This window comes from Paraburkholderia sp., from assembly GCF_035501035.1.
In the GTDB taxonomy this organism is placed as follows: domain Bacteria; phylum Pseudomonadota; class Gammaproteobacteria; order Burkholderiales; family Burkholderiaceae; genus Paraburkholderia.
Genome location: NZ_DATJWR010000348.1, coordinates 1 through 12,431, shown reverse-complemented (window position 1 = coordinate 12,431; position 12,431 = coordinate 1). Strand labels below are relative to the sequence as shown.

Below are 12,431 nucleotides of genomic sequence, written 5' to 3'. Positions count from 1 at the left end.
TCAGGCCAAACGCGACGTTCGACTCCACGCTCATGTGCGGGAAGAGCGCGTAGGACTGGAACATCATGTTGACGGGGCGGCGGTAGGGGGGCAGCGTCGCGAGGTCTTCGCCGTCGACGAAGATGCGGCCCGAGGTGGCGGATTCGAGCCCCGCGAGCATGCGCAGCAGGGTGGACTTGCCGCAGCCGGAACTGCCGAGCAGGGCGAAGAGCTCGTTCTTGGCGATGTTCAGGCTCACGTTGTCCACGGCGGTGCTGTCGCCGAACTTCTTTACGACGTTTTCGATGCGCACGAAGGCGTCGTTCCTTGCCGGGGTCGCGTTTGAGCGCGCAGCTTCTGGGGCGTTGACTTTGGACGTCGAATTCATGATGTAACCTTGGTTCCTTTCTGATCGCAGTACGCGTTTTCAGGCGCGAGTCGGCCCGCACGGGGCGCACGGAGCGACTCGCGACGATGAGTACTGCGAACGGAGCTCGGTGAAGGCTCGCGCGCGTCAGGGAAAGGGGGTGGCGCAGCGCGGCCGGACTTCGAAATTGCGTACTTCAGACGGAGAGGGGTCGAGCGATCCCTCTTCCGCGCGTTGTCTCCTTCTTCTCCTTCTCGTCTCCTTCAGGGGATGATCAGCGTGTCAGTGGCCAGTCTTCAACTGAGCCCACAGACGGTTTTCGAGGCGCAGGATGTCTGCCGGCATCGGCTTCATCAACGTCATCTTCTTGAGCACGTCATCCGACGGGTACACCGTCGCGTCCTGGGCAACGGAAGCGGTGACGAACTGGCGCGCGGCCTTGTTCGCGGTCGGATAGAACACTTCGTTGGTGATCTGCGCGTTGACCTTCGGGTCTTCGATGTAGTTGATCCACTTCATCGCGTTCTCGGGGTGCGGCGCGTCCTTCGGCACGACCATCACGTCGAACCACAGCAAGCCGCCTTCCTTCACGTTCGAGAACTTGACTTCATACGAGCGCTTGGCTTCCTCGGCGCGGCGGTGCGCGATGCCCACGTCGCCCGACCATGCCACCGCAACGCAGATGTCGTTGTTCACGAGGTCGTTGATATAGCCCGACGAGTTGAACTGCGTGATGTACGGACGCACGCTCTTGAGCACCTGGAAGGCAGCCTGGTAGTCGGCCGGGTTCGTGCTGTTGGGGTCCTTGTGCATGTATTGCAGCACGGCGGCGAACACGTCCACGGCCTGGTCGAGGAACGACACGCCGCAGCCCTTGAGCTTCGAGAGGTTGGCCGGGTCGAACACGAGCGCCCAGCTGTCGACAGGCGCGTTCGGTCCCAGCGCCTTTTCGACGGCCTGCTTGTTGTAGCCGATGCCGTCGGTGCCGAATGCCCAGGGCACGCCGTACTGGTTGCCCGGATCGGCGTCGGCGATCATGTGCATCAGCACCGGATCGAGGTTCGCGATATTGGGCATCTTCGACTTGTCGAGCTTCTGGTACACGCCGGCCTGAATCTGCTTGGCCATGTAGTTCGAGGTGGGCACGACGATGTCGTAGCCCGAGCTGCCTGCGAGCAGCTTGGCCTGCAGCGTGTCGTCGCTGTCGTAGTTATCGTATTTGACCTTGATGCCCTGCTCCTTTTCGAAGTTCGGGATCGTGTCTTTCGCGATGTAGTCGGACCAGTTGTACACGTTCAGCTCGCCGTCGGCCGCGCGCGCGAGCTCGCTCGAAGTGGCAGTGAGACCCGCGCACACGGCGAGGGCTGCGATCGCGACCGCATGACGAAGATGGCTAACACTCATGTTGGTTTCCCCTGAAGATGAAGATCGGCGGGAGGCCCTGCACCCCGTTGTGTGCCGCCCGCCGTGGACAAGCAGCGTTACGAAAGACCCAGTTGTTGCGCAGTTGCGTCGATGGCCTTCTTCGCCTTCGACACAATTTCGTCGATCTCGCCGCGCGTGATCACGAGCGGCGGCGAAAGCAGCATGCGGTCGCCGGTGGCGCGCATGATGAGGTTGCCGTTGAAGCAGAAGTCGCGGCAGATCGTTCCCACGTCGCCGCCGTTCGCGAAGCGCTTGCGTGCCTTCGGGTCCTGGGCGAGCTGGATGCCGGCTACGAGGCCCGTGCCCGAGATGTCGCCCACTATCGGATGATTCGCGAATGTCTCGCGCAGGCGCTGCTGGAAGTACGGGCCGGTGTCGGTCTTCACGCGCGTCACGATGCCCTCGTCGCGCAGCAGCTTGAGGTTCGCCACGGCCACGGCCGCCGCGACCGGATGGCCCGAATACGTGAGGCCGTGATTGAAGTCACCGTTCTCGATGAGCGCGCGCGCGATGCGGTCGTGAATGCCCACTGCGCCCATCGGCACGTAGCCGCTCGTGAGGCCCTTGGCCATGGTGATGAGGTCGGGCTCGAAGCCGAAGTGCTGGTGCGCGAACCATTCGCCCGTGCGGCCGAAGCCACCGATCACTTCATCGGCGCAAAGCAGGATGTCGTACTTGCGGCAGATGCGCTGGATCTCCGGCCAGTAGGTGGAGGGCGGGAAGATCACGCCGCCCGCGCCCTGGAACGGCTCGCCGATGAAGGCCGCCACGTTTTCCGCGCCCACTTCGAGAATCTTCGCTTCGAGCTGCTGCGCGCGCGCGAGGCCGAATTCCTCGGGCGTCATGTTGCCTTGTGCTTCACCGTAGAAGTACGGCTGGTCGATGTGCACGATGTTCTCGACCTTCGAAGGCATCTGCTCATGCATGTAGCCCATGCCGCCGAGCGTGCCGCCCGCGATCGTCGAGCCGTGGTAGCCATTCTTGCGCGAGATGACCACCTTCTTCGAGGGCTTGCCTTGCGTGAGCCAGTACTGATGCACGATGCGCAGTACCGTGTCGTTACCTTCGGAGCCGCTGTTGCAATAGAAGAAGTGGTTGAACGGCTCGGGCGAGAGCTGCGCGAGCAGCGCCGAAAGCTCGATGACCGGCGGGTGCGTGGTCTTGAAGAACGTGTTGTAGTAGGGCAGTTCCTGCATCTGGCGATAGGCGGCATCGGCCAGTTCCTTGCGGCCATAGCCCACGTTCACGCACCAGAGCCCGGCCATGCCGTCGATGATCTGGTTGCCTTCCGAGTCCCACAGGTACACGCCTTTCGCCTTCACGATCACGCGGCTGCCCGCCTTGTTGAGCGAGCCCATGTCCGAGAACGGGTGGATGTGATGCGCGGCGTCCAGTGCGCGGTACTCGCTCGTCGAGCGCGCGGTTTGTGCGCGCAGCGCGGTCGGCACTTCTTGCAGCGCGCTGGCGGGGGCGTCGATCCGATAGTTCATTTTCAATGTCTCCTTTCTGTTACACGTGCAGCAGCAGGTGCTTGCGTTCCCACGAACTGATCACGCGGAAATACGCTTCGTATTCCGTTTCCTTGAGCGCGAGATAGGCGCGCACGAACTTCTCGCCGAGGATGTCGTTGAGCGGCTCGCATGCACTCATCAACGTGAGGCCTTCTTCTAGGTTGCGCGGCAACTGGTAAGGCAGCGCGTAGCCGTCGCTCACGAGCGGCTCCGTGGGCTTGAGGTGCTGCGTCATGCCGAGGTAGCCGGCGGCGAGCGTCGCGGCAATCGCGAGATACGGGTTCGTGTCCACGCCCGGAATGCGGTTCTCCACACGGCGCGCGGCCGGCGACGAATACGGCACGCGAAAGCCCACGGTGCGGTTGTCGTAGCCCCACGCCACGTTGATCGGCGCGGCCATGAAGCGCGACAGGCGGCGATACGAGTTGATGTACGGCGCGAAGATCGGCATCAGCGCGGGCGTGTACTTCTGCAGGCCGGCGATGTACGCATGGAACATGTCCGTCGGTTTGCCGTCCTGACCCGTGAAGAGGTTCTGTCCGCTTTCCGCCGAGACGAGGCTCTGGTGAATGTGCATGGCCGAGCCCGGCTCGTTTTCCATCGGCTTCGCCATGAACGTGGCGTACATATGGTGGCGCAGTGCGGCTTCACGCACCGTGCGCTTGAACAGGAACACGCGGTCGGCGAGGCCCAGCGGTTCGCCGTGCATGAAGTTGATTTCCATCTGCGCGGCGCCAACCTCGTGAATCAGCGTATCGACTTCGAGGTCCTGAATATCGCAGTACTCGTAGATGTCTTCGAAGAGCGGATCGAACTCGTTGACCGCTTCGATCGAGTACGCCTGGCGGCCGGTTTCCGGACGGCCCGTGCGACCGATCGGCGGCGCGAGCGGAATGTCCGGGTCCTTGTTCATGTCGACGAGATAGAACTCCAGTTCCGGCGCAATGATCGGCTTCCAGCCCTTCGCTTCATAAAGCTCCAGCACGCGGCGCAGCACGCGGCGCGGCGAGATCTCGACGGGCGTGCCATCGAAGTGGACACAATCGTGAATCACTTGCGCCGTGGGGTCGACGGCCCACGGAATGATGCGGATAGTGGACGCGTCGGGCACGCACACCATGTCGGGGTCGGTGACACCGGTGAGGCTGCCGTCTTCGGGATAGTCGCCCGTGACGGTCTGGATCATCACGGCTTGCGGCAGGCGCATGGATTCGCCCGATTCGAACTTGCTGCGCGGGATGATCTTGCCGCGCGCGATACCCGCCATGTCGGGGATGATCGCTTCGATTTCGGTGATGTGGTGCTTCTTCAGGAATTCGTCGATTTCATGCATGATCTTTCTCTCTGTTCTGTATAGGCCGGCATCAGGCGTGGGCGGCACGCGGCGCATGCGCCACGTCGTGTCCGGCCCCGCCCGGTATTCGGGCCAGCATGCGGTTGCGGCAGGCTTCGCCAAAAGCGCGGAAGATGGCGGTCGATAGCGCGTCGTCGGCGTGTTTCCACTCGGGGTGCCACTGCACGCCAAGTGCGAAGGTTCGCGCCTTGGCCACGCTCACGGCTTCGATGAGGCCGTCGGGTGCGAATGCCTCGGCCACGAGGCCCGCACCCAGCCGCTCGATGCCCTGGCCGTGCAGCGAATTCACGCGGGCTTCGCGTGCGCCGCCCGAGAGCCGTTGCAGCAGGCCGCCTTCCACGAGCGTCAATGCGTGTGCCGGACCATATTGCGTGTCGAGCGAGTCGACCTTGTTCTCGCGATGATCGTCGTAGCCATCAACTGCGTGCACCTGCTGATGCAAGGTGCCGCCGAACACCACGTTCATCTCCTGGAAGCCGCGGCAAATGGCGAGCACCGGCACGCCAGCCTCGATCGCGGCGCGCATGAGCGGCAGCGTCGTGGCGTCGCGAGCGGGGTCGTGCAGCGTGCCGGCCTCGCTCGCCGGGCCGCCGTAGCGATGCGGTTCGACGTTCGAGTAGCTGCCCGTGAAAAGCAGCCCGTCTACGGTTTCGAGAATGTCGGCCGCAGCCTGGCGCTCGCCGAGGGCGGGCAGCACGAGCGCGAGTGCGCCCGAGCCGTCCACCGCCGCGGCGAGGTACTTCTCGCCGGTGACGTGCGAAGCGTGCGGTCCCATCATCGTGCGATCGGCCGTTACGCCGACTAATGGTCTGTTTCGCATGACTAATGATTCACTTCCTTGCCCGTGCACGATGTATCGATGCTACGGGCGTGACATGACCTTGCTGTCTTGCTGGATGCAAAACCGCAAACCCGGGGGTGCTCCACGCAGCGAAGCTAACGCATGGCGCTACGCGTGGAGATCATGTAGGCAGTTCGTTTCCGGCCGTTGTGGGGCGCGACGGTATTCAGGCGTGCACAGCCACGACGTTCACGCGCGGCGAGACACCTCGCGGACGAACGACGGCGAAGAAAACGAACGGCGCAGGAAGGAGAGGCGCTAGGGCAGCAGCGACGCGACTTCGTCCGTGTGGACGGCGATGAACGCGCGCGCGGAGACTGAGTTGTGACGCCGCACGGAGCGGCGCGAAAGGATCGTGAAGACGGACAGGAACAGGCGAGAGGCAAGCCTGCCGCTAATGCCGTCGGCGATGGCGGCGCAGTCACTGCGAAGACACCTCGCATGACTTCGATCCCATCTCACCAGAGGGCCACGGACTCTCACAATTACACTCGACTGGTTGCGTTGAACAAAGACGTTCGGATGGGGCATTCGAACTCGCCAATGTCGTTGCTGCTTAAAACATTGAACGAGGTCGATGTATCGCTCGCCGAACTCGGCCGACTTGCTATGTTTCTCGCATAAAGCGCTGCTTTTGCGGTGCAACGTCGCTTATACGATGCAGTGTTCGACCTGTAGTCCAGCATATACGAGCCAAAAAGGGCGTCAATTATTTTTTCACGTTTTTGATGTCAGCACTTTCCCCGAGGGCACTGCTAAACAAGATGCTCTACGAAATATCGGTACCTGTCCTTATATTTCGAATTACTTACAGGGGTTTGTACTGACGCAAAAAAAAGCAAACTGATTAGAATATTCAACACGTCCGCACGCGCATGCTCGCGTGTCTTCTTGCCAACGGTCCTTCATCGTGTCCGAGTCCGCCTCTGTTTTATCCGAAGTCGCCACGCGCCTGCGCCATGTTCGCAAACGTCATGGTCTGTCGCAGCGCGAACTCGCCAAACGCGCAGGCGTCACCAACGGCGCGATCTCGCTGATCGAGCAAAGCCGGGTGAGTCCGTCTGTGGGCTCGCTCAAGAAGCTGCTCGAGTGCATACCAATGAGTCTTGCCGAATTCTTCACGTTCGATCTCAGCGAGGGGACGGAGGTGGTGTCGCGGCGCGGCGAGATGCCGAACCTCGGCAATGCAGCCATCGAGTTCTATCTGGCCGGCGCGAACATGAAGGACCGCAACATGTGCATCATGCGCGAGGTCTATCAGCCGCTTGCGGACACGGGGCCCGAAATGCTCACTCACGCGGGGCACGAGGGCGGCGTGGTGGTCGCCGGCCAGCTCGAACTGACCGTGGAAGGCACGACGTGGCTGCTCGACCCCGGCGACAGCTACTACTTCGAAAGCCGCTTCCCGCACCGGTTTCGCAATCCCAGCGCGAACGAAGTCTGCGAAGTGGTGTCGGCGAACTCGCCGCCCACCTTCTGACCTTCGGGTCGTGCGAACCTGATTCGCCCATCGTCGCCGCTGCCGCGGCGGCGTGCTGCGCGAATCGCAAATCATTGAGGCATCCTGATGGAAAAGAAAACTCTCGCTTATTGGCAGGACAAGGCCGCGACGCTCTCGATCGAAGGCCGCGCATTCATCGACGGCGCGTACCGTGACGCGTATTCGGGTCGCGCGTTCGACTGCGTGAGCCCCATCGACGGCCGCGTGCTCACGAGCGTGGCCGATTGCGGCGCGGGCGATGTCGACGCCGCCGTGGCCGCCGCGCGCCGCGCGTTCGACGAAGGCGTGTGGGCGGGCCTGAATCCGCGCGCGCGCAAGGCGATCCTGCTGCGTTGGGCAGCGCTCATGCGCGAGCACCTCGAAGAGCTGGCGCTGCTCGAAACGCTCGATGCGGGCAAGCCCATCGGCGACACGACGACCGTGGACGTGCCGGGTGCGGCCTACTGCGTGGAATGGTTCGCCGAGGCCATCGACAAGGTGGGCGGCGAAGTCGTCCCCGCCGACCATCATCTCGTGGGCCTCGTCACGCGCGAGCCCATTGGCGTGGTCGCCGCCGTGGTGCCGTGGAATTTCCCGATCCTGATGGCCTCGTGGAAGTTCGGCCCCGCGCTCGCCGCCGGCAACAGCGTCGTGCTCAAGCCTTCGGAGAAGTCGCCGCTCACCGCCATTCGTGTAGCGCAGCTCGCGCACGAAGCCGGCATTCCGGCGGGCGTGTTCAACGTGCTGCCGGGCGGCGGCGAGCCTGGCAAGCTGCTCGCCCTGCATCGCGATGTGGACTGCATCGCGTTCACGGGATCGACGAACGTCGGCAAGCAGATCATGCAGTACGCGGGCCAGTCGAACCTCAAGCGCGTCTGGCTCGAGTTGGGCGGCAAGTCGCCCAACATCGTGCTGCCGGATTGCCCGGACCTGGACCGTGCAGCAAACGCGGCGGCGGGCGCCATTTTCTACAACATGGGCGAAATGTGCACGGCGGGCTCGCGCCTGCTCGTGCATCGCGACATCAAGGATGTATTCCTCGGCAAGCTCCTCGAAGCCGCGAAGGCCTATAAGCCTGGCAATCCTCTCGATCCTGCCGTGTCGATGGGCGCGATTATCGACAAGGTCCAGCTCGAGCGCGTGCTGGGCTATATCGAAGCCGGCCGCAAGGACTCGAAGCTGCTGATCGGCGGCGAGCGCGTGAATGCAGGCGACGGCGGCTTCTATGTCGAGCCCACGGTGTTCGACACGCATCACGACGCGAAGATCGCGCGCGAGGAAATCTTCGGGCCGGTGCTCTCGGTCATCACGTTCAGCACGATCGACGAGGCGGTGCGCATCGCCAACGAGAGCGACTACGGGCTCGCGGCGGCGGTTTGGACGGCAAACCTCACGCACGCGCACGAAATCTCGCGCCGCCTGCGCGCGGGTACGGTGTGGGTGAACTGCTACGACGAAGGCGGCGACATGAACTTCCCGTTCGGCGGTTTCAAGGAGTCGGGCAACGGTCGCGACAAGTCGCTGCATGCGCTCGAAAAGTACACGGAGCTCAAGTCCACGCTCGTGCGCTTGCGCTAACGTAGCCGGCACGCAATGCGGCGGCGGCCCCGGGTGGCCGACGCCGCGTTCGCGAGCGGCTTCACGCACTTCTCACTCAGGCCATTGCATGACTGACATTCTTCACGGCGACGCCGCGATTCGCCGCGCCTCGCTCTACGGCTCGTCTGTCGAAAACACCTATGCGGGTGTGCTCTCGTTCATGCGGCGCAACTACACGCGCGAACTGAATGGTGTGGACATCGCGATCTCGGGTGTGCCGCTCGACCTGGCCACGACGTTTCGCTCGGGCGCGCGCCTCGGGCCTTCGGCCATTCGCGCGGCGAGCGTGCAGCTCGCGGAGCTGCACCCGTACCCCTGGGGCTTCGATCCCTTCGAGACGCTGGCCGTGGCCGACTACGGCGACTGCTGGTTCGACGCGCACAATCCGCTGACGATCAAGCCCGCGATCATCGAGCACGCGCGCACGATCCTGCGCTCGGACGCGAAGATGCTGACGTTCGGCGGCGATCACTTCATCACGTATCCGCTGCTCGTCGCGCACGCGGAGAAGTACGGGCGGCCGCTTTCGCTGATCCACTTCGACGCACATTGCGACACCTGGCCCGACGACGCGCCGGAGAGCCTCAATCACGGCACGATGTTCTACAAGGCCGTGAAAGAAGGGCTGATCGATCCGAAGACCTCCGTGCAGGTCGGTATTCGCACGTGGAACGAGGATTTCCTCGGCATCCCTATTCTCGACGCCGCCTGGGTGCATGAGCACGGCACGCGCGCGGCGCGCGAGCGCATCCTGGAGATCGTGGGCGAGCGGCCCGCGTACCTCACGTTCGACATCGACTGTCTGGACCCGGCCTTCGCGCCCGGCACGGGCACGCCTGTGCCAGGCGGCCTGTCTTCCGCGCAGGCACTGGCGATCGTGCGCGGACTCGAAGCGGTGAACCTGGTCGGCGCGGACGTGGTGGAAGTGGCGCCGGCTTACGACCAGAGTGAGATCACGGCGCTTGCGGCCGCACATCTCGCGTGCGATCTGCTGTGCCTGTGGCGGCAGCGCAAGGTGGGCGGGACGTTCGCGGCGAAGTAACCGGAGCGTAGCCGCAACTTAGCCGGTACGCAGCCGGAACGCAGGCGGCTTCAGCGCTCCACGAGCGCGCCGAGGTTCGCGCGCACGCGCTGGAGCATCGCGCTGAACTGCTCCGCCTCTTCGGGCGTGAAGCCTGCCAGGGCTTCCGCCTGCACCTCGTCGCCCACCTGGCGCGCGCCCGTGAGCGCGCCTTGCGCCTTGGGTGTGAGGCTCACCAGCCATTCGCGGCGATCTTCCGGGTTGGGCGTACGCACGACCCAGCCGCCTTCTTCCATGCGCTCAAGCAGCCGCCCCGCGGAAATCGGGGCGACTTCCAGCAGTTCGGCGAGGCGCGCCTGGTTCATGTCGCCGTAGTGGGCGAGGTACGCGATCATGCGGCACTGCGCGCGCGTGAGTTCGAGCGACGACTTCGCCAGTTCGTCGTAGCGTTTGCCGAAGAGCCGGCCCACGTCGACGACCAGGAAGCCAAAGCGCTTTTCGAGGTCGGTAGTCATCGGGAAATTATACGGGCGAGCGCCTCGCGCGATGGTACGGGCGTGTGGGCTTCCGCGTTGATAGCGATTGCGTCGGCAGGTGCGAATCGTATAATAAGCACGCTTATTATTTCCACGCACTCCGCCCCCGATCACGATGACATCACGATGACCGCAGTCATGCAGGAGGGCTCCGCCGCGCAGCATCGGGCAGAGCCAGCGAGGGAAGCCCCGCTCAACCGCGGCATGATCACGCTTTCGATCATGCTCGCCACGCTGATGCAAACGCTCGACAGCACGATCGCCAATGTCGCGCTGCCGCACATGCAGGGCACGTTGTCGGCCTCGCAGGACGAGATTACGTGGGTGCTCACCTCGTATATCGTCGCGGCAGCCATTGCCACGCCGCTCACGGGTTGGTTCGCCGATCGCTTCGGCGTGAAGCGCCTGCTCGGCGTGGCGATTGCGGGCTTCACCGTGGCTTCGGCGTTGTGCGGGCTTTCGGAAACGCTCGGCGAGATCGTCGGCTCACGGCTCTTGCAGGGCGTGTTCGGCGCTTCGCTCGTGCCGCTCTCGCAGTCCATCCTGCTCGACATCAACCCGCGCGAGCGCCAGGGGCAGGCCATGGCCGTTTGGGGCATGGGCGTGATGGTGGGGCCGGTGCTCGGGCCCACGCTCGGGGGCTGGCTCACCGACAGCTACAACTGGCGCTGGGTGTTCTTCATCAACGTGCCCGTGGGCGCGTTTGCGTTGTTCGGCGTTTCGACCTTCCTGCCCGCGCGCGAGCCGCTGCGGCAGCAGCGCTTCGACGTGTTCGGCTTCGCCACGCTCGCGCTTGCCATTGGCGCGCTGCAGGCCTTGCTCGACCGCGGCGAGCAACTCGACTGGTTCGGTTCGCTGGAGATCCGCATCGAAGCGCTGGTTGCGGTCATCGCCTTCGCGTTTTTCGTCGTGCATACGGCCACTTCGGGGCCCGGCACGTTCTTCCGCTACCAGTTGCTCAGGGATCGCAACTTCGCGACAGGCACGTTCTTCATCTTCGTGATCGGCGCCGTGCTCTACGCCACGCGCGCGCTGCTGCCGCCCATGCTGCAGAACCTCATGGGCTATCCGGTCGCCACCACGGGGCTCGTTACCGCACCAAGCGGCGCGGGCACGATGATCGCCATGCTGATCGCCGGGCGCATGCTCAAGCGCGTGGACGCGCGCTTCATGTTGCTGTTCGGCTTCGTGGTCTCCGCGTACGCGCTGTGGCAGATGATGCAGTACACGCTCGTGCTCTCGCCTTCGGATATCGTGTGGCCGGGCGTCGTGCAGGGCTTTGGCCTTGGCTTCGTGTTCGTGCCGCTTTCCGCGCTGACTTTCTCGACGCTCACACCGCAGCTGCGCGCCGACGGCACCGCCACCTATAGCCTCATGCGCAATATCGGCAGCAGTATCGGCATTTCGATCGTGCAGACCTTTGTCACGCGCAGCACGCAGGTCGCGCACGCGGACCTCGCCGCGCACGTCACGCCGTTCAATCCGGCGATCCAGACGATGCTCGAGAGCGGATCGCGGTACGATCTCGCCGTGCTCAACCAGCAGATCACGCAGCAGGCCGAAATGATCGGCTATCTGAATGATTTCAAGATGATGTTCGTGGCCACGCTGCTCGTGATTCCGCTGCTCCTCGTGATCCGGCCGACTTCGAGCGCCGCCTCTGCCGACACGAGCCACGCGGCGATGGACTAGGCCCGTCCATTCGCTTGTGTTTCACCCGGCGCGCGGCATGTCCGCGCGCTTTGCATTCACGAACTTCGATGCTCTCCGCCGTTTCCATCCTCCTGCCCGTTTTCGGTCTCATCTTCGCCGGCTTCGCCTGCCGCCGCACGAACGTGCTCGGGCCCGCCGCCGCTTCGGAGCTCAATCGCTTCGTCGTCTGGCTCGCGCTGCCTGCGCTGTTGTTCGATATCCTTGCGCACGCAACGTGGCACGAGCTGTATCAGCCCGCCTTCGTCGCGGCGTTCGGTTTTGCGGGCCTCGTGGTGTTCGCCGCCGTGGTGGGCGCGCGTGTGTTCCTGGGCCGCCCGCTCGCGGACGCGAGCATCGATGGCCTCGCCGCCGCCTATCCGAATACCGGGTACGTGGGCTTTCCGCTGTGCATGATCGCGTTCGGGCCGTCGAGCCTCACGCCCACGACCATAGCGACGATACTCGTGGTTTGCGTGCTGTTCGCTGTCGCCATCGTGCTGATCGAAACGGGCCTGCAGAGCGAGCGGCGTCCGCACCGGCTCGCCATCAAGGTCGTGCGCTCGTTATTGCGCAATCCGCTGCTGGTTGCGCCGGCGCTGGGGGCGGTCGTCTCGGCCGCGCATGTC

12 protein-coding genes are annotated in these 12,431 nt (G+C 64.0%); 5 read left to right on the top strand and 7 right to left on the bottom strand.

The window, feature by feature from the left end:
• The 6 genes from VMJ11_RS25510 to VMJ11_RS25485 form a co-directional block, all read right to left on the bottom strand.
• Positions 1 to 367 (bottom strand): ABC transporter ATP-binding protein (locus tag VMJ11_RS25510; protein ID WP_325622975.1); only part of this gene is annotated, 367 nt, incomplete at its 3' end.
• A 261-nt stretch (positions 368 to 628) separates the two neighbouring features.
• A complete protein-coding gene (locus VMJ11_RS25505) occupies positions 629 to 1,750 on the bottom strand; it encodes a polyamine ABC transporter substrate-binding protein (RefSeq protein ID WP_325622973.1) in 1,122 nt (373 codons plus the stop codon).
• Between the two features lie 77 nt (positions 1,751 to 1,827).
• A complete protein-coding gene (locus VMJ11_RS25500) occupies positions 1,828 to 3,261 on the bottom strand; it encodes an aspartate aminotransferase family protein (protein WP_325622971.1) in 1,434 nt (477 codons plus the stop codon).
• A gap of 19 nt (positions 3,262 to 3,280) precedes the next feature.
• Positions 3,281 to 4,615 carry a glutamine synthetase family protein gene (locus tag VMJ11_RS25495; protein WP_325622969.1) on the bottom strand — a complete coding sequence of 445 codons (1,335 nt, stop codon included), beginning with the start codon at positions 4,613 to 4,615 and terminating at the stop codon, positions 3,281 to 3,283.
• Positions 4,616 to 4,646: 31 nt separating this feature from the next.
• A complete protein-coding gene (locus tag VMJ11_RS25490) occupies positions 4,647 to 5,456 on the bottom strand; it encodes a gamma-glutamyl-gamma-aminobutyrate hydrolase family protein (RefSeq protein WP_325622967.1) in 810 nt (269 codons plus the stop codon).
• 279 nt (positions 5,457 to 5,735) lie between these two features.
• On the bottom strand, positions 5,736 to 5,960 hold the full coding sequence (locus tag VMJ11_RS25485) for a hypothetical protein (RefSeq protein WP_325622978.1): 225 nt from the start codon (positions 5,958 to 5,960) through the stop codon (positions 5,736 to 5,738).
• Positions 5,961 to 6,387: 427 nt separating this feature from the next.
• Here VMJ11_RS25485 and VMJ11_RS25480 point away from each other — a divergent pair, with 427 nt between their 5' ends.
• From VMJ11_RS25480 to speB, 3 genes are all read left to right on the top strand, one after another.
• The gene (locus VMJ11_RS25480; protein WP_325622965.1) at positions 6,388 to 6,957 is read left to right on the top strand and encodes a cupin domain-containing protein; all 570 of its coding nucleotides are present in this window, start codon (positions 6,388 to 6,390) and stop codon (positions 6,955 to 6,957) included.
• Between the two features lie 87 nt (positions 6,958 to 7,044).
• A complete protein-coding gene (locus VMJ11_RS25475; RefSeq protein ID WP_325622964.1) occupies positions 7,045 to 8,535 on the top strand; it encodes an aldehyde dehydrogenase in 1,491 nt (496 codons plus the stop codon).
• 88 nt (positions 8,536 to 8,623) lie between these two features.
• A complete protein-coding gene (gene speB / locus VMJ11_RS25470) occupies positions 8,624 to 9,598 on the top strand; it encodes an agmatinase (RefSeq protein ID WP_325622962.1) in 975 nt (324 codons plus the stop codon).
• Positions 9,599 to 9,648: 50 nt separating this feature from the next.
• Here speB and VMJ11_RS25465 read toward each other — a convergent pair whose 3' ends face one another.
• Entirely contained in the window at positions 9,649 to 10,092 is a 444-nt protein-coding gene (locus VMJ11_RS25465) for a MarR family transcriptional regulator (RefSeq protein ID WP_325622960.1), read from the bottom strand.
• Between the two features lie 225 nt (positions 10,093 to 10,317).
• On the opposite strand from VMJ11_RS25465, the gene VMJ11_RS25460 reads away from it, so the two are divergent.
• On the top strand, positions 10,318 to 11,805 hold the full coding sequence (locus VMJ11_RS25460) for a DHA2 family efflux MFS transporter permease subunit (protein ID WP_325622977.1): 1,488 nt from the start codon (positions 10,318 to 10,320) through the stop codon (positions 11,803 to 11,805).
• Positions 11,806 to 11,873: 68 nt separating this feature from the next.
• A partial coding sequence (locus tag VMJ11_RS25455; RefSeq protein ID WP_325622958.1) for an AEC family transporter occupies positions 11,874 to 12,431 on the top strand: 558 nt, incomplete at its 3' end.